The 22,499-nt window shown below is 44.7% G+C and carries 23 protein-coding genes, 1 other RNA gene and 1 pseudogene; 20 read left to right on the forward strand and 5 right to left on the reverse strand.

Features of this window, described 5'->3' with window-relative positions; all coding sequences use genetic code 11:
* Positions 1-185 precede the first annotated feature (185 nt).
* The 4 genes from glyQ to MK370_RS05490 are packed head-to-tail and all read left to right on the forward strand — an operon-like array spanning position 186 to position 3,807.
* Complete coding sequence (gene glyQ, locus MK370_RS05475) at positions 186-1,103, forward strand: glycine--tRNA ligase subunit alpha (RefSeq protein ID WP_268684484.1); 918 nt, start codon at positions 186-188, stop codon at positions 1,101-1,103.
* A gap of 2 nt (positions 1,104-1,105) precedes the next feature.
* The gene (locus tag MK370_RS05480) at positions 1,106-1,450 is read left to right on the forward strand and encodes a hypothetical protein (protein ID WP_268684485.1); all 345 of its coding nucleotides are present in this window, start codon (positions 1,106-1,108) and stop codon (positions 1,448-1,450) included.
* Positions 1,451-1,489: 39 nt separating this feature from the next.
* The gene (gene glyS, locus MK370_RS05485) at positions 1,490-3,529 is read left to right on the forward strand and encodes a glycine--tRNA ligase subunit beta (protein ID WP_268684486.1); all 2,040 of its coding nucleotides are present in this window, start codon (positions 1,490-1,492) and stop codon (positions 3,527-3,529) included.
* Between the two features lie 20 nt (positions 3,530-3,549).
* Positions 3,550-3,807, forward strand: a complete 258-nt coding sequence (locus tag MK370_RS05490; protein ID WP_002916326.1) for a DUF896 family protein — start codon at positions 3,550-3,552, stop codon at positions 3,805-3,807.
* Between the two features lie 60 nt (positions 3,808-3,867).
* On the opposite strand, the gene MK370_RS05495 is transcribed toward MK370_RS05490, so the two are convergent.
* From MK370_RS05495 to MK370_RS05505, 3 genes are read right to left on the reverse strand one after another with little or no spacing between them, the layout of a single operon-like run.
* Positions 3,868-4,044, reverse strand: coding sequence for a hypothetical protein (locus MK370_RS05495; RefSeq protein ID WP_268684487.1), 177 nt, complete (start codon positions 4,042-4,044; stop codon positions 3,868-3,870).
* A complete protein-coding gene (locus MK370_RS05500) occupies positions 4,041-4,583 on the reverse strand; it encodes a DUF3278 domain-containing protein (RefSeq protein WP_268684488.1) in 543 nt (180 codons plus the stop codon). The genes MK370_RS05495 and MK370_RS05500 overlap by 4 nt, the downstream gene beginning before the upstream one ends.
* 47 nt (positions 4,584-4,630) lie before the next feature.
* Positions 4,631-4,846 (reverse strand): helix-turn-helix transcriptional regulator, encoded by a 216-nt coding sequence (locus tag MK370_RS05505; protein ID WP_268684489.1) that lies wholly within the window; start codon positions 4,844-4,846, stop codon positions 4,631-4,633.
* A 200-nt stretch (positions 4,847-5,046) separates the two neighbouring features.
* Here MK370_RS05505 and rsmH point away from each other — a divergent pair, with 200 nt between their 5' ends.
* The 13 genes and pseudogenes from rsmH to MK370_RS05570 all read left to right on the forward strand — a co-directional run bounded on the left by rsmH (position 5,047) and on the right by MK370_RS05570 (position 18,173).
* Positions 5,047-5,997, forward strand: a complete 951-nt coding sequence (gene rsmH / locus MK370_RS05510) for a 16S rRNA (cytosine(1402)-N(4))-methyltransferase RsmH (protein ID WP_268684490.1) — start codon at positions 5,047-5,049, stop codon at positions 5,995-5,997.
* 7 nt (positions 5,998-6,004) lie between these two features.
* On the forward strand, positions 6,005-6,328 hold the full coding sequence (gene ftsL, locus MK370_RS05515) for a cell division protein FtsL (protein ID WP_002893529.1): 324 nt from the start codon (positions 6,005-6,007) through the stop codon (positions 6,326-6,328).
* Complete coding sequence (gene pbp2X, locus MK370_RS05520) at positions 6,318-8,606, forward strand: penicillin-binding protein PBP2X (RefSeq protein ID WP_268684491.1); 2,289 nt, start codon at positions 6,318-6,320, stop codon at positions 8,604-8,606. Before ftsL ends, pbp2X begins: the two co-directional genes overlap by 11 nt.
* Before the next feature lies 1 nt (position 8,607).
* Positions 8,608-9,591, forward strand: coding sequence for a phospho-N-acetylmuramoyl-pentapeptide-transferase (gene mraY / locus MK370_RS05525; protein ID WP_268684492.1), 984 nt, complete (start codon positions 8,608-8,610; stop codon positions 9,589-9,591).
* A gap of 104 nt (positions 9,592-9,695) precedes the next feature.
* A complete protein-coding gene (locus MK370_RS05530; protein WP_268684493.1) occupies positions 9,696-11,039 on the forward strand; it encodes a DEAD/DEAH box helicase in 1,344 nt (447 codons plus the stop codon).
* A gap of 258 nt (positions 11,040-11,297) precedes the next feature.
* A complete protein-coding gene (locus MK370_RS05535) occupies positions 11,298-12,107 on the forward strand; it encodes an amino acid ABC transporter permease (protein WP_268684494.1) in 810 nt (269 codons plus the stop codon).
* On the forward strand, positions 12,107-12,850 hold the full coding sequence (locus tag MK370_RS05540) for an amino acid ABC transporter ATP-binding protein (protein WP_268684495.1): 744 nt from the start codon (positions 12,107-12,109) through the stop codon (positions 12,848-12,850). Before MK370_RS05535 ends, MK370_RS05540 begins: the two co-directional genes overlap by 1 nt.
* Before the next feature lie 171 nt (positions 12,851-13,021).
* A complete protein-coding gene (locus MK370_RS05545; protein ID WP_002903287.1) occupies positions 13,022-13,246 on the forward strand; it encodes a DUF4059 family protein in 225 nt (74 codons plus the stop codon).
* A 65-nt stretch (positions 13,247-13,311) separates the two neighbouring features.
* Positions 13,312-14,226 carry a thioredoxin-disulfide reductase gene (trxB, locus tag MK370_RS05550; protein ID WP_268684496.1) on the forward strand — a complete coding sequence of 305 codons (915 nt, stop codon included), beginning with the start codon at positions 13,312-13,314 and terminating at the stop codon, positions 14,224-14,226.
* A gap of 107 nt (positions 14,227-14,333) precedes the next feature.
* Positions 14,334-15,794 carry a nicotinate phosphoribosyltransferase gene (locus MK370_RS05555; protein ID WP_268684497.1) on the forward strand — a complete coding sequence of 487 codons (1,461 nt, stop codon included), beginning with the start codon at positions 14,334-14,336 and terminating at the stop codon, positions 15,792-15,794.
* Entirely contained in the window at positions 15,791-16,615 is an 825-nt protein-coding gene (nadE, locus tag MK370_RS05560; protein WP_268684498.1) for an ammonia-dependent NAD(+) synthetase, read from the forward strand. The genes MK370_RS05555 and nadE overlap by 4 nt, the downstream gene beginning before the upstream one ends.
* 47 nt (positions 16,616-16,662) lie before the next feature.
* The gene (locus MK370_RS05565) at positions 16,663-17,223 is read left to right on the forward strand and encodes a GNAT family N-acetyltransferase (protein ID WP_268684499.1); all 561 of its coding nucleotides are present in this window, start codon (positions 16,663-16,665) and stop codon (positions 17,221-17,223) included.
* A gap of 78 nt (positions 17,224-17,301) precedes the next feature.
* Positions 17,302-18,173: pseudogene (locus MK370_RS05570) on the forward strand (C1 family peptidase).
* A gap of 77 nt (positions 18,174-18,250) precedes the next feature.
* On the opposite strand, the gene pbp1a reads toward MK370_RS05570, so the two are convergent.
* Complete coding sequence (pbp1a, locus tag MK370_RS05575) at positions 18,251-20,389, reverse strand: penicillin-binding protein PBP1A (protein ID WP_268684500.1); 2,139 nt, start codon at positions 20,387-20,389, stop codon at positions 18,251-18,253.
* Positions 20,382-20,984 carry a Holliday junction resolvase RecU gene (gene recU / locus MK370_RS05580; RefSeq protein WP_111675390.1) on the reverse strand — a complete coding sequence of 201 codons (603 nt, stop codon included), beginning with the start codon at positions 20,982-20,984 and terminating at the stop codon, positions 20,382-20,384. The genes pbp1a and recU overlap by 8 nt, the downstream gene beginning before the upstream one ends.
* A 67-nt stretch (positions 20,985-21,051) precedes the next feature.
* Here recU and MK370_RS05585 point away from each other — a divergent pair, with 67 nt between their 5' ends.
* From MK370_RS05585 to rnpB, 3 genes are all read left to right on the forward strand, one after another.
* Positions 21,052-21,579, forward strand: a complete 528-nt coding sequence (locus MK370_RS05585; protein WP_268684501.1) for a DUF1273 domain-containing protein — start codon at positions 21,052-21,054, stop codon at positions 21,577-21,579.
* Positions 21,580-21,650: 71 nt separating this feature from the next.
* On the forward strand, positions 21,651-22,013 hold the full coding sequence (gpsB, locus tag MK370_RS05590; RefSeq protein WP_023917285.1) for a cell division regulator GpsB: 363 nt from the start codon (positions 21,651-21,653) through the stop codon (positions 22,011-22,013).
* Positions 22,014-22,034: 21 nt separating this feature from the next.
* Positions 22,035-22,402, forward strand: an RNA gene (rnpB, locus tag MK370_RS05595) — RNase P RNA component class B.
* Positions 22,403-22,499 lie beyond the last annotated feature (97 nt).

Genomic DNA, 22,499 nt, shown 5'->3' on the forward strand with positions numbered 1-22,499 from the left:
TAACAAATGTCTAAAAAACTTACTTTTCACCTCGCCAAAGTCAATTGCGAACCTAAAGGTTCGATTGACTAACGACAACCACTATGGGGCGGTTTGTCTAGGCGATGTACTAGCTTTTCAAAAGGGGAATAATCGTTCCCTTTTGAACGCTTCGCAAGAATCTCAAGAAACAAAAGGAGTAACAAATGTCTAAAAAATTGACTTTTCAAGAAATTATTTTGACTTTACAGCAGTTCTGGAATGACCAGGGTTGTATGCTCATGCAGGCTTATGATAATGAGAAGGGGGCGGGAACGATGAGTCCATATACCTTCCTGCGGGCTATTGGACCAGAGCCGTGGAATGCGGCCTATGTAGAGCCGTCTCGCCGGCCAGCTGATGGACGCTATGGGGAAAATCCTAACCGTCTTTACCAGCACCACCAATTTCAGGTGGTTATGAAGCCATCTCCAAGCAATATCCAAGAACTTTACTTGCAGTCTTTGGAGCTCTTAGGCATCAATCCGCTGGAGCACGATATCCGCTTTGTCGAGGATAACTGGGAAAATCCGTCAACTGGATCGGCTGGTTTGGGCTGGGAAGTCTGGCTGGATGGTATGGAAATCACTCAGTTCACTTACTTCCAGCAGGTCGGAGGTCTGCCGACTCAGCCGGTGACTGCTGAGGTGACTTATGGTCTGGAGCGTCTGGCTTCTTATATCCAAGAAGTGGACTCTGTCTATGACATTGAGTGGGCTGATGGCGTTAAGTACGGTGAAATTTTCACTCATCCTGAGTATGAACATTCCAAGTACAGTTTTGAGGTCAGCGACCAAGACTTGCTCTTGGGGAATTTTGAGAAGTTTGAAGCGGAAGCTAAGCGCTGTCTGGATGAGCATCTGGTGCACCCAGCCTATGACTATGTTCTCAAATGCTCGCATACCTTTAACCTCTTGGATGCGCGTGGCGCTGTATCTGTGACAGAGCGGGCTGGTTATATTGCTCGTATTCGGAATCTGGCGCGTGTTGTGGCCAAGACCTTTGTAGCTGAGCGCAAGCGTCTGGGCTACCCGCTTTTGGATGTAGAGACTCGCGAGAAACTCTTGGCAGAGGAGGGAGAATAATCATGGAGGAACTGTTAATAGTTGAATTGGAGGGCTTTCCTGGAACCCTTGATGATCATAGGATGGGGATAAATTTTAAAACATGTCTATCTCAAAAGATTGGGAATGTAGAATCAATATTGTATTGTAACTTCTCTCCTTTTTCTAATAACAATGAATACGATTATTGTGGATTATTGTTTCAATTAGGAATTTCTTGTGTAGGGCTATCAGAGGAAGAGTCAACGCGAAAATGTGACGAAATTTTGCAACAGATAAAATCTCTTAAAGATTTTTTGATTACTGTCCCCACACTGGAAGGTGTATATTCTAAAAGGGTTAAATCTATTGTCGAAATAGAATATTAAATAATTCACTAAATATTAGAAAAAAATAAAGGAATAATCATGGTAAAAAATTTATTAGTTGAATTAGGCTTGGAGGAAATGCCAGCCTATGTCGTGACACCGAGCATGAAGCAGCTGCGCGACAAGATGGGAGCCTTCCTGACAGACCATCGTCTGTCCTTTGAGAAAATTGAAATGTTCTCTACGCCTCGTCGTTTAGCGGTGCGCGTGGTTGGCTTGGCGGACAAGCAGTCTGATTTGACCGAAGATTTCAAAGGCCCTTCTAAGAAAATTGCTCTGGACGCAGATGGCAACTTTACCAAAGCTGCTGAAGGCTTTGTTCGTGGCAAGGGCTTGACGGTTGAGGACATTACTTTCCGTGAAATCAAAGGGGAAGAATACGTCTATGTGACCAAGGAAGAGATCGGTCGCCCGGTAGAGGAAATCATCCCAGCAGTGACAGAAGTTCTGCAAGCCCTGACCTTCCCTGTTAGCATGCACTGGGCTAATAACACTTTTGAATACATCCGCCCAGTTCATACCTTGACTGTACTCTTAGATGAGCAGGCCTTTGATTTGGATTTCTTGGACATCAAGAGCGGTCGTACCAGCCGTGGACATCGTTTCTTGGGGCGAGAAACAGAGATTACTTCAGCAGATTCCTATGAAGATGACCTACGGGCTCAGTTTGTCATTGCCAGTCCTCTTGAGCGGGGAGATATGATTGTCGAGCAGATTCGAGCACTGGAAGAGGAGCACGGGGTTTCTATCGAGATTGACGAAGACTTGCTCAATGAAGTCTTGAATCTGGTAGAATATCCAACTGCTTTCCTAGGTAATTTTGATGCCAAATACTTAGATGTGCCTGAGGAAGTGCTGGTAACTTCCATGAAAGAGCATCAGCGTTACTTTGTTGTGCGCGATACTGAAGGCAAGCTTTTACCACACTTCATCTCTGTCCGCAATGGAAATGCAGAGCATTTGGAAAATGTCATCAAGGGAAATGAAAAAGTCTTGGTGGCTCGTCTGGAAGATGGGGAATTCTTCTGGCGGGAAGACCAAAAACTAGCTATTGCCGACTTGGTTGAAAAGCTGAGCAATGTGACCTTCCATGAAAAGATTGGCTCTCTAGCAGAGCACATGGAGCGGACTGGCAAGATTGCGGCTCTTTTGGCACAAGAAGCAGGACTGGATGATGATGAGACAGCTGACTTGGCTCGTGCAGCGGCTATTTATAAGTTTGACCTGCTGACTGGCATGGTTGGTGAGTTTGATGAGCTGCAAGGTATCATGGGTGAGAAGTATGCTCTTCTGGCTGGTGAGAATGTTGCAGTGGCAGCTGCCATTCGGGAGCACTATATGCCGACATCGGCTGATGGTGAATTACCTGACACCAAGGTCGGAGCAGTCTTGGCTCTGGCTGATAAGCTAGATACCATTCTGTCCTTCTTCTCTGTTGGCTTGATTCCGAGCGGTTCCAATGACCCGTATGCACTGCGCCGTGCGACTCAGGGTGTCGTGCGTATCTTGGATAAGTTTGGCTGGAACATTGACTTGGATCAGCTTCTTGGTCGACTTTACGAACTCAAGTTTGATAGCTTAAGCTATGACAATCAAGAGGCGGTGCTGGACTTCTTCCGTGCCCGTGTTGAGAAAATGATGGATCGCAGCATTCCGAAAGACATTGTTACGTCTGTTCTTCAAAGCACTCACTTTGTCGTACGCGATTTGGTAGAAACAGCAGCGCTTCTAGCAGAAAAAGCTCAGGAAGACAACTTCAAGTCAGCAGTCGAAAGCCTGTCTCGGGTCTTTAATCTAGCTGAAAAAGCCCAAGGGCAGACAGCTGTCAATCCAGCTCTCTTCGAAAATCAAGAGGAAAAAGACTTGGCTGCGGCCATTGAAGCAGTAGAGCTGACATCTGACTTAGCTGCCAATTTGGACCAACTCTTTGCTCTCAGTCCAGTTATTGACGCTTTCTTTGACCACACCATGGTCATGGCAGAAGATGAAGCTGTGCGTAACAACCGCCTAGCTCTCCTAGCTTCATTGACGGCTAAGGCGGGACAGCTGGCCCAGTTTAATCAAATTAATACGAAATAACAGGTAAGAGAGGTAGAATCATGGATCCTAAAAAAATTGAACGCATCAACGAACTGGCTAAAAAGAAAAAAACGGAAGGCCTAACTGCTGAGGAAAAAGTGGAACAAGCCAAGCTTCGTGAAGAGTACATCGAAGGCTACCGACGTTCTGTTCGCCATCACATCGAAGGCATCAAGATTGTTGACGAGGATGGCAATGATGTGACGCCTGAAAAATTGCGTCAAGTTCAGCGTGAGAAAGGTCTTCACGGTCGCAGTCTAGATGATCCAGAGTCTTAAGTAGATATAAATAAAAAATCCCTCGCTAGGAAGCTAGAAAGTTCCTGTCGAGGGATTCTTTTAATCTTGTTTACGTTTTTTCAAAATGCGGAGGGCTACATAGATGCAGCTAACGATGATTGCTACATCCAGCCAGAAAATCCAAGGCCCCGTGATACGGAAAAAGAAATAAGCAGCGATGTCAATAATGAGGGACAGAATGCCTAGATCCATTTTTTCTTTGAGATTGAGTCTCATAGGTCTTCTTCCTCCTTTTTTTGTGCTTGGCGAATCTTTCCTTTGGCAATGAAATGCATCATCAGTCCAAATCCAAGGCCTGCGGCTAATCCAGTTATAATGAGTTTAGGCTGAAGCAAAATTTGCAGGATATCTTTCTTTTCCATGACAGCTATCATGATGCTAAAGAGAGGATAAAAGAGCAGCCAATAAGAGAAGCCTGCTTTGAGACCAGCATGTTTCATAGCTTTTTCTTCTTTTTCATCCTGAAGTCCTAGCTCTAGATCATCAATTCCTTTGCGGCGTGCTTGGATGACTATATAGACACAGAAGCCGAGGATAAGGATTTCCAGCAGGATAGGATAGGCAACAGCGATAATTTTGGGCCAGCGAAAGGCTAGGGGAAAGGCGATAGCATTGCCAAAAATCAGAATAAAGAAAAGCCAAATAAAGCCTATATTTCCTAGATGTTCAGCCTGTTGGCGTTTTTGCTCGTCCAAAGGTCCGGTAATGCCGTAAAATCGTTTAATCATCTTGTCTGAGAATGTTTCTTTTTTCATGTTTGTGTCCTTTCTTTAGGTATGAATGTTGCTGCAGGGAAAAACTCTTAGTCATCTGATTCTTCATTTGTCAGCTGGGGTTCCCAAAAGAGGGCGTTGAGGTCAGTATCCAGCGTTCTAGCCAGATTGATACAGAGCTCGAGGGTGGGGTTGTATTTGTTGTTTTCAATCATATTGATAGTTTGCCGCGATACCCCGATAGACTTGGCCAACTCTAGCTGAGACATCTTTTTTTCTTTTCGAAATTCTTTGACACGATTCATTACACCCTTCCTTTCTAATTCTATAACTGATAGCTTTCAGGCAGTTTGTCAGTTATATTTGACTTTTATTTTATGCTAGTATACAACTTTTTGGAAAAAGTGTCAAGTATATCTGACAAAAAATTTAAAAAAGGATTTCATCCGCTTACTTTTTCTTTTAAATTTTTTTTTGCTTTTGAATGTGATATAATAAGTAAGATATGACAAACGAATTTCATCACATTACTGTTCTTCTTCATGAAACGGTTGACCAGCTGGCGGTTAAGCCTGACGGCATCTATGTCGATGCGACCCTTGGGGGTGCTGGTCACAGCGAATATCTTTTGAGCCAGCTCGGAGACGAAGGGCATCTCTATGCCTTTGATCAGGACCAGACGGCTATTGACAATGCTAAAAAGCGCCTGGCTCCTTATGTAGAGCGGGGGATGGTGACCTTTATTAAGGACAATTTCCGTCACCTCAAGAGCCGTTTGCAAGAAGCCGGTGTGGAAGAAATTGATGGAATTTGTTATGACTTAGGCGTTTCCAGCCCTCAGCTGGATCAGCGTGAGCGTGGTTTTTCCTATAAACAGGATGCGCCTTTGGATATGCGCATGAACCGCGATGCAGCCTTGACAGCTTTTGAGGTTGTCAATCATTATAGCTATCAGGATTTGGTACGAATCTTTTTTAAATACGGCGAAGACAAGTTTTCTAAGCAGATTGCTCGCAAGATTGAGCAGGCTAGAAGTGTCAAGCCCATTGAAACAACAACAGAACTGGCTGAAATTATCAAGTCAGCCAAGCCAGCTAAGGAGCTGAAGAAGAAAGGGCACCCAGCCAAGCAGATTTTTCAGGCCATTCGGATTGAGGTCAATGATGAATTGGGCGCAGCGGATGAGTCTATTCAGCAGGCCATTGATCTGCTAGCGGTGGACGGCCGGATTGCGGTCATTACTTTTCATTCGCTGGAAGACCGTCTGACCAAGCAGCTTTTCAAGGAGGCGTCAACAGTGGATGTTCCCAAGGGCTTACCCTTTATCCCTGATGAACTGCAGCCTAAGCTGGAGCTGGTCAGCCGCAAACCAATTTTACCAAGCAAAGAAGAATTAGAGAGCAATAATCGGGCTCATTCCGCCAAACTGCGTGTGGCCCGTAAGATATACAAGTGAGGAAGAAATGTCAGAAAAAAGACCAAACCCGCTTCAAGATCAGATGCGAAAATTTTCCCGAGTTGAGAAGGCCTTTTACGGCTCTATCGTTTTGACTGCCATTATTTTAGCAGTCAGCATTGTCTTTATGCAGACCAAGCTATTGCAGGTGGATCGGGATTTGACGGAAGTCAATACGCAGATTGAAGCGGAGCAGACAGAGCTAGCCGACATCAAGCAGGAAGTCAATGAACTGACCCGCTATGAAAGACTGTCCCAGCTTGCCAGCTCTCAGGATATGAAACTCCAGAAGGGAAATCGTAAAACAGTGAGTTCAACGGATGAAGAATAGAATTTTTGAAATAATTAAAAAATACGCCCTGAAAAATAGGCAAACCCCTGAATACAATCGGCGGCAAGCGGGAAAGAGCATGAGCATCTTAGCTATCTTTCTCTTTTTCGTTTTCTTGATTAATTTTGCCATTATTATCGGGACAGACCAGAAGTTCGGGGTTAATCTATCTAAGGGTGCAGAAGTAGTCCATCAAAAGACGGTTACAGTCGCTGCCCGGCGGGGAACGATTTATGACCGAAATGGAGTTCCCATTGCTGAGGATGCCACGACTTATAATGTCTATGCCATTATTGACAAGAGTTACAAGTCAGCTACCGGCAAAATTCTCTATGTGGAAGAATCCCAGTATGATAATGTGGCAGAGATTTTCAATCAATACTTAGAGTTGGATAAGGACTACGTCAAAACCCAGCTGTCGCAGAAAAATCTCAAGCAGGTTTCCTTCGGGGCTCAGGGCAATGGCATTACCTACAGTAATATGAATGCTATGCGGGAAGCCTTTGAAGCTGCTGGTATTGAAGGGATTGACTTTACTACCAGTCCTAACCGCAGTTATAATAACGGCGTCTTTGCCTCCCAGTTTATTGGTCTTGCTCAGCTGCAAGAGGATAAGGAAGGTAATAAGACGCTGAAAGGGACTTCTGGCATGGAGCAGGCTCTGGATAGGGTTCTTGCTGGTCAGAATGGGATTGTGACCTATGAAAAAGACCGAAACGGTAATGTTGTACCTGGGTCAGAAAAGGTCTCTGTACAGGCAGAAGACGGCAAGGATGTTTATACAACGCTGTCAGCTGATTTGCAAACCTACCTAGAAACGCGGATGAATGCCTTCCAGGAAAAGGTTAAAGGCAAGTTTGTCAATGCAACCTTGGTCAGTGCCAAGACCGGCGAAATCCTAGCCACTTCCCAACGGCCGACCTATAATGCAGATACTAAGGAAGGCTTGAATGAGAAAAATCTGGGCAACTGGAACACCATGCTCTATCAAGGCCAGTACGAGCCTGGTTCTACCATGAAAGTCATGACTCTGGCTTCAGCTATTGATAATGGCAGCTTTAATCCTCATGATACTTATGACAGTAGAGAGTACAAGGTTATGGATGCGACCATTCGAGACTGGAACGTCAACATGGGGATTTCAGAAGGGGAAACCCTGACCTTTGCCCAAGGATTTACCTATTCCAGTAACGTCGGTATGACTATTCTAGAGCAGAAGATGGGCAATGACAAGTGGCTAGACTACTTGAGTAAGTTTAAGTTTGGTCTGCCGACCCGCTTTGGTATGGGGAATGAAACCTATGGCTCCTTGCCAGGTGATAACTATGTTACGATTGCCATGAGCTCCTTTGGTCAAGGGATTGGTGTGACACAGGTGCAGATGCTGCGCGCCTTCTCGTCCGTTGCCAATGATGGTGTCATGGTTGAGCCTAAGTTTATCAATGCTATCCATGATCCTAAAACCAATACAGCTCGTAAGACTGCGACGGAAATTATCGGAAATCCTGTCTCAGAAAAAGCAGCTCAAACCACTCGGGATTATATGGTTCAAGTCGGAACAGACCCCTACAAAGGAACCCTGAATGTTGGTGGAGAACCCGTCATACAAGTGGCTGGTCAGAATGTCGCTGTTAAGTCAGGGACCGCTGAGATCGCTTCTGAAAATGGTTATCTAGAGGGCGAGAACAACTATATCTACTCAGTTGTTGCCATAACGCCGGCAGAAAATCCTGAATTTATCATGTATGTGACAGTTCAGCAGCCTGAGGAAAAATTCCAGCCTATATTCTGGCAAGAAGTAGTCAATCCGGTCTTGGAAGAAGCTGTCGCTCTCAAAGACAGCCTTAATCTGACAACGGAGGCGACTCCGGCTCTTGAAACAGTCACTGAAGAAACCAGTTATAAAATGCCGTCCGTAGAAAAACTGACCAAGCAACTAGGTCTGAAAAATCAAATCAGCCCTGGCGGTCTGGCAGATGAATTGCGCCGCAACCTAGTCCAGCCAATTGTGCTGGGAACAGGTGGAAAGATTAAAAAAGTATCTGTCAAAGAAGGTAAAAATCTTAAGGCCAATCAACAGGTTTTGATTTTGTCAGATGATTTAGACAGTCTGCCTGATATGTACGGCTGGACCAAGGCCAATGTCGAACGTTTTGCCAAGTGGCAGGGCATAGAAGTCACTTTCAAAGGAGAGGGCTCCAAGGTCGTCAAGCAGAGCGAGAAGACCAATACTTCGCTGAAAAATCTCAAGAAAATATCAATTACAATGGGAGACTAATATGCTTATTGCTCTTATTGCAGGAATCGTAACTTTTATCCTAACTATTATCGGCATTCCTGCCTTTATTCGTTTTTACCAAAAGGCCCGTATCACAGGCCAACAAATGCACGAAGATGTCAAGCAGCATCAGGCCAAGGCCGGAACACCAACCATGGGTGGTACTGTCTTTCTCTTGACATCTGTTCTGGCCAGCTTTGTTATCGGTTTGATTTCGCATCAGCTGTCCAACGGCCTCATCATGATTCTTTTTATCTTGGTCCTGTATGGTGTTGTCGGCTTTTTGGATGACTTCCTCAAGGTGTTTCGTAAGATCAATGAGGGTCTTAATCCCAAGCAGAAACTATTTCTGCAGCTGGTCGGCGGAGTTGTCTTTTACTTCTTTTACAATCAGCACGGGGCAGGTGACCATCTAAATGTCTTCACCGTTCCTGTCCATCTGGGCTTCCTTTATATCTTTTTCGTCCTTTTTTGGCTGATTGGCTTCTCCAATGCTGTCAATCTGACGGATGGAATTGATGGTTTGGCTAGCATCTCGGTGGTCATTAGTTTGGTGGCCTATGCTGTGATTGCTGTTGAGCAGAAGCGTTTTGATATTCTGATTATCATCATTAGCATGATTGGCGGCTTGCTAGGGTTCTTTGTTTTCAACCATAAGCCTGCTAAAATCTTCATGGGGGATGTGGGAAGCTTGGCTTTGGGCGGTATGCTGGCTGCTATTTCCATTTCCCTTCACCAAGAGTGGACCCTGCTCTTGATTGGTATCGTTTATGTGTTTGAAACGACTTCTGTCATGATGCAGGTGACCTACTTCAAGCTGACCGGCGGCAAGCGGATTTTCCGGATGACTCCAGTTCATCATCACTTTGAGCTGGGGGGCCTAACTGGCCACGGCAAAGAATGGAGCGAGTGGAAGGTCGATTTCTTCTTCTGGGGAATCGGTATCGTGGGCAGTCTCTTGACCCTGGCTATCCTATATCTATAGCAAGAAGCGAGTCTCTGGCTCGCTTTTCTGCTTCTTGGATTTGAGGGTAAGCAGGATGGCAGATTTTTTGGTATAATAGTTAGGATAATAGAATAGAGGACAAGATGAAATTTACAGAATTTAAGTTTAAAGATTATATTCAGGAAGCGCTCAGGGATTTGAACTTCCTTGAAGCGACTCCTGTCCAAGAAAAGCTGATTCCGGTGGTATTATCAGGTCGGGATTTGGTTGGCGAGTCCAAGACAGGCTCTGGGAAGACCCACACGTTTTTGCTGCCGATCTTTCAAATGCTGGATGAGGAAGCAGACAGCGTGCAGGCTGTTATTACAGCCCCAAGTCGAGAGCTGGCAGCGCAGATTTATCAGGCGGCTCGGCAGTTAGCTAGCGTTTCTGAAAAAGAGATTCGGGTGGCCAATTATGTCGGTGGAACTGACAAGGTTCGTCAGATTGGGAAGTTAGAGTCCAGTCAGCCTCATATCGTCATCGGAACGCCTGGGCGGATTTATGACTTGGTAGAGTCTGGCGACTTGGCCATTCACAAGGCCAAGACCTTTGTTGTTGACGAAGCTGATATGACGCTGGACATGGGCTTTTTGGCGACGGTTGATAAGATTGCAGGCCGGCTGCCAAAAGACCTGCAGTTTCTTGTTTTTTCAGCGACCATTCCGCAGAAGCTCCAGCCTTTTTTGAAAAAATACCTGTCTAATCCAGTTATTGAGCAGATTAAGACCAAGACGGTCATTGCCGACACCATTGAAAACTGGCTCTTGTCAACCAAGGGACGAGACAAGAATGCCCAGATTTATCAAATCAGTCAGCTCCTGCAGCCTTATCTAGCTATGATTTTCGTTAATACCAAGACGAGGGCAGATGAGCTGCACAGCTATCTGACAGCTCAAGGGCTCAAAGTTGCTAAAATTCATGGAGATATTGCTCCGCGGGAGCGCAAGCGTATCATGAATCAGGTCAAGAATCTGGATTTTGAGTACATTGTCGCTACCGACTTGGCCGCGCGGGGGATTGATATCGAAGGTGTCAGTCATGTTATCAATGATGCCATTCCTCAGGACTTGTCTTTCTTTGTCCATCGGGTAGGCCGGACCGGCCGTAATGGTCTTCCCGGCATAGCCATTACCCTCTACCAGCCGAGTGACGACTCAGATATTCGGGAGCTGGAAAAGATGGGGATTAAGTTCATTCCCAAGATGATAAAGGATGATGAGTTTCAGGATACCTACGACCGAGACCGTCGAGCCAATCGGGAAAAGAGTCGGGAGAAGCTGGACACGGAAATGCTGGGGCTGGTCAAGAAGAAAAAGAAAAAAATCAAACCAGGCTACAAGAAAAAAATCCAGTGGGCTGTTAACGAAAAGCGCCGCAAGACCAAGCGAACAGAGAATCGTGCACGTGGTCGGGCAGAGCGTAAGGCTAAGCGCCAAACCTTTTAGTGATATACTTTTCTTATGGCTGTGATAAGAAAAATATATTAGTCTTTGTGAGATAGATATGATAGACTAGTGAAACTAGTCTATTTTTATATTGGGCTTAGTGTGGTCTGTTTGGTGTTTGGCTAAAGGATATTTGCACAGACGGCTCATATTTTAATTGTCAAAAAGGCCGTAGCTTGCTGGTCCAAGCGAAGCAAATTCTTTGTTTTGTTCCAGAATTGTGTTAAAATATTTCATTATCAAGAAAAGGAAGTAATAATGGTGGTTACAACTTATCTTCTGACAACTGGTTGGTATGAGGAGTTCCTCAAGTTCATTCCAGATGGTAAATTATTTAGTTTAAGGGCTGTTTTTGAGGCTATTCCCGGCATTTTGCAAAATCTGCCAATCACCCTTCTCTTGACAGCGGGGGGTGCAGTCTTTGGTATTCTGCTTGCCATGGTTTTTGCTGTCGTCAAGATTAATCGGGTTAAAGTCCTGTATCCGATTCAGGCTTTCTTTGTCAGCTTTCTGAGAGGAACACCGCTGCTGGTCCAGCTCATGCTGACCTATTTTGGGATTCCTTTATTGCTCAAGGCCATCAATCAGAAGTATGGCACAAGCTTTAATATCAACGATATTCCAGCATCTGTCTTTGCGATTGTTGCTTTTGCTTTCAACGAAGCGGCTTATGCCAGTGAGACCATCCGGGCAGCAATCTTGTCCGTAGATCCGGGAGAAATTGAGGCTGCTCGCAGCTTAGGGATGACCAACAAGCAGGTTTATATGCGTGTCATTATCCCCAATGCAGCAGTGGTAGCGACGCCTAGTCTGATTAATTCCCTGATTGGCTTGACCAAGGGTACTTCTCTGGCCTTTAGTGCTGGTGTAGTGGAAATTTTTGCCAAGGCACAGGCTATCGCGGGGGCGGACTACCGTTACTTTGAGCGTTTTATTTCGGTTTCGCTGATTTATTGGGCAGTCAATATTCTCATTGAGCAACTTGGCCGCTGGATCGAAAAGATGATGGATATCAAGCAGCCAGATGATGTTGAATCACTTCAGCAAGCAGAAGGAGAAGGAATCTGATGATTAATATTTCACATTTAAGTAAGACTTTTTCAGGTCAAAAGGTTCTGGATAATCTTAGTTTGGAAATTCAAAAAGGCGAAGTGGTAGCTTTGATTGGCTCTTCTGGTGCTGGGAAGTCAACCTTCCTCCGTAGTCTCAACTATCTGGAACAGCCAGATAGCGGAAAGATTGCTATCGACGGTTTCAAAGTGGATTTTTCAAGGATTTCCAAAGATGAGATTTTGCTGCTTCGTCGCAAGCTAGCTATGGTCTTTCAGCAGTTCAACCTCTTTTCCCGCCGGACTGCTCTGGAAAATGTCAAGGAAGGTCTGCTGGTAGTTAAGAAACTGTCTGACCAAGAAGCGACCAAGCTAGCCAAGGAAGAATTAGCAAAGGTTGGCTTGTCCGACCGAGAAAATCACTATCCAAGGCATTTATCAGGCGGTCAGAAGCAGCGGGTAGCCTTGGCAAGGGCTTTAGCTATGAAGCCAGATGTTCTTTTGCTAGACGAGCCGACCTCAGCCTTGGATCCTGAGTTAGTTGGAGAAGTAGAAAAATCAATCGCTGATGCAGCCAAGTCTGGCCAGACCATGATTCTGGTCAGTCATGATATGTCCTTTGTCGCGCAGGTGGCCGACAGGGTGCTCTTTTTGGACAAGGGGAAAATCATAGAGTCCGGCACACCGGATGAGATTATCCATCATCCAAAAGAAGAAAGAACCAAGGAATTTTTTGCTAGTTACAAACGGACCTATATTTGATATAATAGAGACAGTGAAGGCTCAGTTGGCTAGACCAGCTGAGTTTGTTTTCAGTCTTAGCGTACTGTGGAGCAGGCTTTCTTGTCTAGTGGGTGTTTTATGTTGACAGCTAGATTTGGAGTTGTTCCCTTTCTTTGCACTATGAGGCTGATTGACCTTTGAGGAGTTGACATGTTAGATCAAATATTTGCACTTTATATCGAGAGCTTGCTTTATACTGCAGTCGGTGTAGGGATCATTGCGGGTTTATGGATTGGACTGCGGATGCTTCGCCGCAAGGACAAGACAGCTAAGGAGCGCCAGAGCCATCTGTACGATGTCCTTCTGATTGTTATTATGACGATTCCAGTCCTGTCTTTTGCGACACTGGGTTTGCTCATTGTCCTAAAAGCTTAAATGCTTGTAAAACTGCAGAAAAGTTGTTAGAATAATTCTAGTTACAACAAGGAGAAAGAAGAGTTATGTACGATACAATTATTATTGGAGCTGGACCTGCCGGCATGACAGCTGCCCTTTATGCAGCCCGCAGCAACCTAAAAGTTGCCCTGCTGGAGCGCGGTATTCCTGGCGGTCAGATGAACAATACTGCTGACATTGAAAACTACCCAGGCTATGCTAATATCAGCGGTCCTGAGCTGGCAGAGAAAATGTTTGAGCCTCTTGAAAATCTGGGTGTTGAACATCTCTTTGGCCTAGTAGAAAAAATTGAAGATCGGGGCGATTTTAAGGAAATCATCACAGAAGATGAGCGTTTTGAAGCTAAAACAGTCATCATTGCTTCTGGTGCTAATCATCGTCATCTGGGAGTTCCTGGTGAGGAAGACTTTAACAGCCGCGGGGTTTCCTATTGTGCGGTCTGTGATGGTGCCTTCTTCCGTGACGAAGACTTGCTGGTTGTCGGTGGTGGCGACTCGGCGGTAGAGGAAGCTATTTTCCTGACGCGCTTTGCAAAAAGTGTGACCATCGTTCACCGTCGCGATGAGCTGCGTGCACAAAAAGTGCTGCAGGATCGCGCCTTTGCCAACGAAAAGATTCGCTTTGTCTGGGACTCTGTGGTGGAAAGCATCCATGGTAATGAGCGTAAGGTGACTGGCGTAACCTTCAAGAATGTCAAGACAGGTGAAACTAGTCAAGCAGATTTTGGTGGTATCTTTATCTATGTCGGCCTGGATCCAGTTAGTGAATTTGCTAAGGACTTGGGTATCACTGATGAGGCTGGCTGGATTCTGACGGATCATCAGATGAAAACGTCAGTAGACGGTATTTACGCTGTTGGAGATGTTCGCCAGAAAAACCTGCGCCAGATTACGACAGCTGTTGGCGATGGTGCCATTGCCAGTCAGGAAGTCTACAAATATCTTACAGAGCAAGCATAAACATATAAGCTAAGCAGGTGTGTCTATTCAAGTGAGTTGATAGGATTTGCTTAGCTTTTTTGGAATTATGATATAATAAAAGGTATCTAGCGTAAAGGAGCAAAAAGATGTACCCAGATGATAGTTTAACTCTGCACACTGATTTGTACCAAATCAACATGATGCAGGTTTATTTCAAGCAAAATATTCACAACAAGCATGCGGTTTTTGAAGTTTTTTTCCGTAAGAATCCTTTTAATAACGGCTACGCAGTCTTTGCGGGCTTAGAAAGAATTATTTCCTATCTCAATAATCTGACATTCAGCCAGAGCGATTTAGATTATTTGCAATCCTTGGGCTATCACGGAGAGTTTCTGGATTATTTGCGAAATCTCAAGATGAGCCTGACAGTAAGGTCTGTTCAGGAAGGTGATTTGGTTTTTGCCAATGAGCCAATCGTGCAGGTGGAAGGTCCATTAGCTCAGTGTCAGCTGGTTGAGACTGCCCTGCTCAATATCGTTAATTTTCAAACCCTGATTGCTACCAAGGCAGCTCGTATCCGCTCTGTCATCGAAGATGAACCTCTGATGGAGTTCGGTACGCGTCGGGCCCAGGAAATGGATGCTGCTATTTGGGGGACCAGGGCTGCGGTGATTGGCGGAGCTAACGGAACCAGCAATGTCCGGGCTGGCAAGCTCTTTAATATTCCAGTCTTGGGAACGCATGCTCATGCTCTCGTTCAAGTCTATGGAAATGATTATGAAGCCTTTAAAGCTTACGCTGAGACTCATCATAACTGTGTTTTCCTAGTAGATACCTACGATACATTGCGCCTAGGTGTTCCGGCAGCTATTCGGGTGGCGCGTGAGCTAGGAGACAAGATTAAGTTTCTTGGTGTCCGTATTGATTCGGGAGACCTTGCCTATATTTCTAAGAAAGTTCGGCAGCAATTAGATGAAGCTGGCTTCCCTGATGCTAAGATTTATGCGTCCAATGATCTGGATGAAAATACCATTCTCAACTTGAAAATGCAAAAGGCCAAGATAGATGTCTGGGGTGTGGGAACTAAGCTCATTACGGCCTATGACCAGCCGGCTTTAGGAGCGGTTTATAAGATTGTTGCTATCGAAGATGAGAGTGGGGTTTTGCGCAATACCATCAAGCTGTCCAATAATGCTGAAAAAGTTTCTACTCCAGGCAAGAAGCAGGTTTGGCGCATTACCAGCCGTGAAAAAGGGAAGTCCGAGGGAGACTACATTACCTATGATGGCCTTGATGTCAATGGCTTGGAAGAGCTGGAAATGTTCCATCCAACCTATACCTATATTAATAAAACGGTCAAAAATTTTGATGCCGTACCGCTTTTGGTCGATATTTTCCAAGAAGGGAATTTGGTTTATAATCAGCCGACCTTGACTGAGATTCAAGCCTATGCCCGTAAGGAATTTGATAAACTTTGGGATGAGTACAAGCGGGTTCTCAATCCACAGGATTATCCAGTTGACCTGGCTAGAGATATCTGGCAGGATAAGATGGACTTAATTGACCAGATGCGCAAGAAAGCCTACCAGACAGGAGCAGAAAAATGAGCCTACAAGAAGAAATTATCGCTCAACTGGGCGTCAAACCAGTGATTGACCCGGAGGAAGAAATCCGCAAGTCAGTGGACTTTCTTAAGGCCTATCTGAGAAAGCACCCTTTTTTGAAAAGTTATGTTCTGGGAATTTCTGGTGGTCAGGATTCAACCTTGGCTGGCCGCTTAGCTCAGCTGGCTGTAGAGGAAATGCGAGCTGAGACTGGAGATGATGGCTATCGCTTTATTGCTGTCCGTCTGCCTTACGGTGTTCAGGCAGATGAAGATGATGCCCAAAAGGCTCTGGCTTTTATCCAGCCTGATGTCAGTCTGACAGTTAATATCAAGGAATCTGCTGATGCCATGACAAGGGCTGTAGAGGCAACGGGTGCCAAAGTCTCTGATTTTAACAAGGGCAATATCAAGGCCCGCAGCCGTATGATTGCCCAGTATGCTTTGGCTGGTTCATACAGCGGAGCTGTTATTGGGACCGATCATGCAGCCGAAAATGTCACGGCCTTTTTCACCAAGTTTGGGGATGGCGGAGCAGATATCTTACCGCTTTACCGTCTCAATAAGCGTCAAGGAAAGCAGCTTTTGGTCGCCTTAGGAGCAGATCCGGCTCTCTATGAAAAGGTGCCGACGGCTGACTTGGAAGAAGAAAAACCTGGGATTGCGGATGAAGTCGCTCTGGGAGTTAGCTACAATGAAATTGATGATTATCTCGAAGGCAAGTCCGTTTCAGCCCAAGCTCAAGAAACTATCGAATCTTGGTGGTATAAAGGACAGCACAAAAGGCATTTGCCAATTACGATTTTTGACGAATTTTGGAAGTGAAAATCTCTATCGCAACTTTTTAGTCTGAGCTAAGAAACGAGGAAGCCATGAAAAAGATAGGTACACAGTCCATTGAAACCAAACGTCTTTTACTAAGACCTTTTCTAGAATCGGATGTACAAGCTATGTATGACAACTGGGCTTCTCGTCCGGATAATTTGCTGCATGTGACCTGGGATGCTCACGAGAGTCCTGAAGTCACCCAACAGTCTATTGCTCGCTGGGTTGAGAATTATCAAAACATGGATTTTTACAAGTGGGCCATCTGCCTGAAAGAAAATCCTGAACATGTGCTTGGTGATATTAGTGTGGTGGACATGGATGAGGCAGTCAACGCTTGCGAGGTCGGTTATATTTTAAGTAAAGACTATTGGGGGCAGGGGCTGATGACAGAAGCTTTGAAAGCTGTTTTGAACTACCTTTTGCAAGACGCAGGATTCAATCGTGTCACAGCAAAATTTGTAACAGCCAATCCAGCTTCGGGGCGTGTTATGGCTAAAGCTGGAATGAGCTACGAAGGCACTTTCCGTCAGGCTGTATTTCATAAAGGACAAGTCAAAGATTTTTCCGTCTATGGAATCCTAAAATCCGATTTAGAAAAAGGCTAGGACTCTTTTGTCCAGCCTTTTTACTTGCGCTCCTTTTTTAAAGTTCTATAATAGATGTATAATGAAAAGGAGGATTCTATGCATTCGTTAGAACAAGATTTTACAGATAAGCTGTACGCTGCTTATGAGGCAAATCCCAAGTTTGCAGCAATGGAAAATGCCATCAGTCACAATGGCCTTTTGACTTCCTTGGAGAAGCGAAGCGCTGCCGTGGAAAATACACCAGTCTTTTCGCTGGATCTCACTAAGGATAAGGTTAGCGACCAGAAAGCGTCTGGCCGCTGTTGGATGTTTGCAGCTCTTAATACCTTCCGCCACAAGATGATTGCTGGTTTCCAATTGGAAGATTTTGAGCTATCTCAAGCTCATACCTTCTCAAGCTAGATGACTATGTCTCTATCATCAATGCACCGACTGCTGACAAGCCTTATGGTAGGTCCTATACAGTTGAGATGTTGGGCAATGTCGTTGGCAGCAAGCCCGTTCGTTATTTGAATGTTGAAATGGACCGACTAAAAGAGCTGGCTATTGCCCAAATGCAGGCTGGCGAGACCGTTTGGTTTGGCTCGGATGTTGGTCAGTCTAGCAATCGTAAGGCAGGTGTTATGGCAGAGGGGCTGCACGATTTCACTGCCAGCATGGATATTCGACTAACTCAGGATAAGGCTTGCCGCTTGGACTATAGCGAAAGCCTCATGACCCACGCCATGGTCTTGACAGGGGTAGACTTGGATGGAAATGGCAAGGCTAAGAAATGGAAGGTCGAAAACTCCTGGGGTGAAAAGGTTGGTAACAAGAGCTATTTCGTAGCCTCTGACGCTTGGATGGACGAATATACCTATCAAATCGTCGTTCGTAAAGAATTTCTGACAGCAGCGGAATTAGCTGCTTATGAAGCAGAGCCTATTGTCTTGGCTCCTTGGGATCCCATGGGGGCTTTGGCAAAGTAAGCTTTGATGAGAGAATAAGAAAAGAGTAAGAATTTTTCATTCTTACTCTTTTAGTTTGTATTCTAATCTTCGTAACCCTAGTCATTTCCACCGTCACCGGAAGATGAGTCATTATGGCTAGAAGAGCTATTGTTTGAATCACCAGAATGCTCACTTGAAGCTGATGTGTCAGAGCTAGCTTCTGTACTGTAACTGCTATAGCTAGAATAGTTATAGTACTGCTGGTTATTGTAGTAACGGTTATAGCCAGTACCACTGTTGAGGTAGACATAAGAGCCACTGCGGTAGAGACCATCTGGCATTTCCCAATCTTCTGAAGCAGAGCCATCTTGAGCTAGGTAAAGCATCATTTCGCGGTAGACATCTGTTGCAACCTTAACCCCGTCATCAAGGATTGGTGTCAGGCGGTTAGAGTAGCCAGTCCAAACAGCCATGGAATACTTAGGTGTGTAGCCAACGAAGAGCTCGTCTGGTGTGACAATGCTAGAGTAGTAGTAAGGCTTGGTCAGCTTAGCTAATTCATCGTCAGCATAGTTGGAGGTTCCGGTCTTACCGGCCTGATAAACACCAGAAATAGCAGCGTTTGTACCTGTACCAGACTGCAAGACTGTTTTCATCATATCGGTCATCATGTAGGCTGTCGTTTCCTTCATAGCCTTGGAACCATTGTTGGAGAAAGTCTTCTCCGTTCCGTCACTGAAGACGACGCGATTGACATACTGAGGTTTGTAGTAAGTACCGCCATTGGCAAAAGCAGCATAGGCAGCAGCCATTTTTTCACTGCTGGCTCCGTATTCATTGCCGGATTTGCTGGTATTACTTGAAAAGGCATTAACATAGAACATTTCAGGATAGTTAATTCCTATACGATTTAGGAACTTGAGGGATTCATCCAGACCAACGGCTTCCAGCGTTTTCACGGCAGGAACGTTCCGGGATTCCTGAATCGCATATTGAATCGTCATCCCGCCATAGTATTTCTTATCCCAATTGTAAACTGGTGTGCTGGAATAAGGGAAGTTATATGGAGCATCTGTGATAGGAGCAGCAGTTGAAGTATAGACTTCATTTTCAAGAGCTGGAGCATAATCGGTGATTGGTTTCATAGTTGAACCGAAGTCACGGTTGGTTTCAACAGCTTGGTTGGTACCAAAGGATACGTTGGTAGACTGGTGACGAGCACCGAGTTGGGCAATGACTTTACCAGTTTGGACATCCATAACTGTGGAGGCAACCTGCATTTCATCATCTGGATAAGCTACATAGTCTTCAGTATTGTAAATATCCCAGAGTTTCTGTTGAGCCTCTGTGTTGACGTTTGTATAGACTTCCATACCAGTTGTTAGGACATTATAACCAGTTTCTTCTTCAACCTGTTCAATTGCTTCTTTGATATAGTTATCCATGTAAGCTGGGTAGCTAGTAGAAGCTTTCAGACTTTGAAGTCCATCGGTTACAGGTGTGTTTTTGGCTTGCTCATATTGTTCATCTGTTATGTATTTGAGGTCGTGCATCTCACGAAGTACCAGATTACGGCGATTGGTCGCAGCCTCTGGGTGAGTATAAGGGTCATATTGGTTAGGTGCCTGAGGCATACCTGCCAGCAGAGCCGTTTGATGTAAGCTCAAATCTTTTAGGTCCTTGCCATAGTAGCTTCGGGCTGCTGTCTGCATACCGTAGTTACTGTTAGACATGTAGACTTTATTGACATAATAGGTCAAGATTTGCTGCTTGGTCGCTTTCCGCTCAAGCTGAGCAGCCAACCAAGCTTCTTGAATTTTACGTGAAAGGGTCGCGTCCGAGGAAGAAGTTGAGAAATAGGACAGCTTAATCAATTGCTGGGTCAGAGTTGATCCCCCTTGGCGACCTCCGCGGATGTTGCTAACAAGGGCACCTGCAATCCGAATAAAGTCCACCCCGCGGTGATTGAAGAAGCGATGGTCTTCGATGGCGACAATGGCATTGACCAAATCCGTAGGAATTTCACTTGTTTCAGCATTGACCCGCTTTTCAGCGCCTAGGTCCGCAATCAAATTGTTATTGCTGTCAAAAATCTTACTGGATGTTGTCGCGATCAGGTCTTTTTCAGAAAGCTTAGGAGCCTTGACCGCATAGTAGGTAAATACTAAACAGCCAATCACGAATCCAATCATAAGCAGGGTTATAAGTGCACTTGCAAGATATTTTAAAGCCTGCATAAGAGTTTGTTTATTCATTTATAATACCACCTAGTAGTTTTTGTTCGATAATTTCAAGATAGGGGATGCTGGGAAGCTGTTGCATTTCAATCGGATAACCATGCTCTTGGATGTAAGTTAGAGGCATGGACTTCCCTCCCTTGTCGATCTTGTAAAACTCAATTAAATAAGAAGCGGGAAGTAGGTAAGTCTCCCTTAAGCTGGAAAAATGCAGTAAGACAAAACAGATGCCCTTTTGCTCAAGGACTGCCTCCATATGCTCAATCTGATGCGAATGAAAATTTTTCATGGGCATCGATTTTTTCTGTCGGGTTTCCTTGGCTTCAAAGTCAATATAATGACCCTTGTAGACACCAGAATAGTCTGTTGTGGAAGCTTGCCGAAAGTAAGCCTCTACAATCTTGGCTCGGCTACGATGCGGATAATCAACCTTGACAATCTGAATGGGGGTGGGCTTTTTATGGATGACAGCGAGTCCTCTGCTAAGATAGTAGTTGTTGGATTCGTTGATCATCTTTTCAAAAGACATCCCACGATTGGCAAAGTTAATCATGCCGGAAACTGGCCTATTGATACTGCTTTTTGCCTTTAGCTTATGCGGATAGTTGACCATAAAACTCCTTATTGGTACAATAGCATCACTCTATTATACCACAAAAAACTTTTTTAAGGGAGAATAAATGACCAGTCTACTAATAACAGGCTACAAAGCCTTTGAAATCGGCATTTCGACGGAAAAAGACATGAGAATAAACATCATAAAAGAAGCCGCTAAAAGGGACTTAATCCGTTTTTTGGAAGATGGAGTAGATTGGCTGGTTTTTATGGGCAATCTGGGCTTTGAGTCTTGGGCCTTGGAGCTGGCCGATGACTTGAAAAAGGACTATGAGTTTCAGACGGCAACCATCTTTCTCTTTGAGAATCAAGGTGAAAATTGGAATGAAGCTAATCAGGCAAAATTAGCTGCTTTTAAGCAAACCGATTTCGTCAAGTATGCTTATCCGACCTACCAAAATCCTAGTCAGTTTCGTGATTACAATCAATTTATCATTCAAAATACGGACGGAGCCTACCTGTTTTACGATGAAGAACAGGAGACAAAATTGAAATATCTTTACCAAGAAATGAAAAAACAAGAACAGTATTTTATCAAAAAATTAACATTTGATGACCTGAATGAAGTGGCCGAAAATTTTTCGGGAAATTAAATGATAAATCTTGATTTTTATAGTGCATTTTGTTTATAATTGAATATGACAAACTAGATTGGAGAGAGAAGATGGCAAGTATTATTTTTACAGCAAAAGATATTTTTGATCAGGATTTTAAACGCGAAGTACGTGGCTATAGTAAGTCCGAAGTGGATGAGTTTTTGGACGATATTATCAAGGATTATGAGACTTATGCAGCCTTGGTAAAGGAGCTGCGTGAGGAAAATCGCCGTCTCAAGGAAGAGTTGGCTGCGAAGCCGGTTGAAAAAGCACCGGTTCAGCCGACTCAGCCTGTCCAATCAACACAAGCGACTCAGTCGACTGCAGAAAGCTTCCCTCAGATGACTTCTGCGACTAACTTTGATATTTTGAAGCGCTTGAACCGTCTTGAAAAGGAAGTATTCGGGAAACAAATTTTGGATCGTGAATAGTGGTTCTTTTAGAATAGTGCAATTTTTGGATAATCGCGTGGAAATTATAGATTTTCATGAGGAAAGTCCATGCTAGCACTGGCTGTGATGCCGGTAGTGTTTGTGCTAGGCGAAGAAATAAGCCTAGGGACGGATTTTTCCGTTACGGCGACTGAAAGGGCTAAGTCTTTGGATATGTCTGATTAGGTCTGAAAGTGCCACAGTGACGTAGTTCTTTTGGAAACAGAAGAAGTGGAACGCGGTAAACCCCTCAAGCTAGCAACCCAAACTTTGGTCGGGGCATGGAGTGCGTGGAAGCGAACATAGCACTCTGACTGGAAACAGTAGACAGATGATTATCGAAGGAAATGGTACCTAGTCATTTCCGGAACAAAACATGGCTTACAGAAAATTGCATATAGGCTGAGGCTAGGACGTCAAGTCCTGTCCTCTTTAAATTTTATAATAGAATAGCAAGAGAGTGGCTGAGCGCTCTATTCTCTGCCA

This window comes from Streptococcus sanguinis (assembly GCF_026781265.1).
GTDB lineage: Bacteria > Bacillota > Bacilli > Lactobacillales > Streptococcaceae > Streptococcus > Streptococcus sanguinis_T.

Bases quoted from the DNA above. Each gene is read 5' to 3' on its own strand.
- trxB (WP_268684496.1), top strand. From the start codon at position 13,312: ATGTACGATACAATTATTATTGGAGCTGGACCTGCCGGCATGACAGCT.
- MK370_RS05545 (WP_002903287.1), top strand. From the start codon at position 13,022: ATGTTAGATCAAATATTTGCACTTTATATCGAGAGCTTGCTTTATACT.
- nadE (WP_268684498.1), top strand. From the start codon at position 15,791: ATGAGCCTACAAGAAGAAATTATCGCTCAACTGGGCGTCAAACCAGTG.
- glyQ (WP_268684484.1), top strand. From the start codon at position 186: ATGTCTAAAAAATTGACTTTTCAAGAAATTATTTTGACTTTACAGCAG.
- recU (WP_111675390.1), bottom strand. From the start codon at position 20,984: ATGGTCAACTATCCGCATAAGCTAAAGGCAAAAAGCAGTATCAATAGG.
- MK370_RS05565 (WP_268684499.1), top strand. From the start codon at position 16,663: ATGAAAAAGATAGGTACACAGTCCATTGAAACCAAACGTCTTTTACTA.
- ftsL (WP_002893529.1), top strand. From the start codon at position 6,005: ATGTCAGAAAAAAGACCAAACCCGCTTCAAGATCAGATGCGAAAATTT.
- MK370_RS05555 (WP_268684497.1), top strand. From the start codon at position 14,334: ATGTACCCAGATGATAGTTTAACTCTGCACACTGATTTGTACCAAATC.
- MK370_RS05540 (WP_268684495.1), top strand. From the start codon at position 12,107: ATGATTAATATTTCACATTTAAGTAAGACTTTTTCAGGTCAAAAGGTT.
- gpsB (WP_023917285.1), top strand. From the start codon at position 21,651: ATGGCAAGTATTATTTTTACAGCAAAAGATATTTTTGATCAGGATTTT.
- MK370_RS05505 (WP_268684489.1), bottom strand. From the start codon at position 4,846: ATGAATCGTGTCAAAGAATTTCGAAAAGAAAAAAAGATGTCTCAGCTA.
- MK370_RS05495 (WP_268684487.1), bottom strand. From the start codon at position 4,044: ATGAGACTCAATCTCAAAGAAAAAATGGATCTAGGCATTCTGTCCCTC.
- mraY (WP_268684492.1), top strand. From the start codon at position 8,608: ATGCTTATTGCTCTTATTGCAGGAATCGTAACTTTTATCCTAACTATT.
- glyS (WP_268684486.1), top strand. From the start codon at position 1,490: ATGGTAAAAAATTTATTAGTTGAATTAGGCTTGGAGGAAATGCCAGCC.
- MK370_RS05500 (WP_268684488.1), bottom strand. From the start codon at position 4,583: ATGAAAAAAGAAACATTCTCAGACAAGATGATTAAACGATTTTACGGC.
- pbp1a (WP_268684500.1), bottom strand. From the start codon at position 20,389: ATGAATAAACAAACTCTTATGCAGGCTTTAAAATATCTTGCAAGTGCA.
- MK370_RS05535 (WP_268684494.1), top strand. From the start codon at position 11,298: ATGGTGGTTACAACTTATCTTCTGACAACTGGTTGGTATGAGGAGTTC.
- MK370_RS05585 (WP_268684501.1), top strand. From the start codon at position 21,052: ATGACCAGTCTACTAATAACAGGCTACAAAGCCTTTGAAATCGGCATT.
- MK370_RS05530 (WP_268684493.1), top strand. From the start codon at position 9,696: ATGAAATTTACAGAATTTAAGTTTAAAGATTATATTCAGGAAGCGCTC.
- MK370_RS05480 (WP_268684485.1), top strand. From the start codon at position 1,106: ATGGAGGAACTGTTAATAGTTGAATTGGAGGGCTTTCCTGGAACCCTT.
- MK370_RS05490 (WP_002916326.1), top strand. From the start codon at position 3,550: ATGGATCCTAAAAAAATTGAACGCATCAACGAACTGGCTAAAAAGAAA.
- rsmH (WP_268684490.1), top strand. From the start codon at position 5,047: ATGACAAACGAATTTCATCACATTACTGTTCTTCTTCATGAAACGGTT.
- pbp2X (WP_268684491.1), top strand. From the start codon at position 6,318: ATGAAGAATAGAATTTTTGAAATAATTAAAAAATACGCCCTGAAAAAT.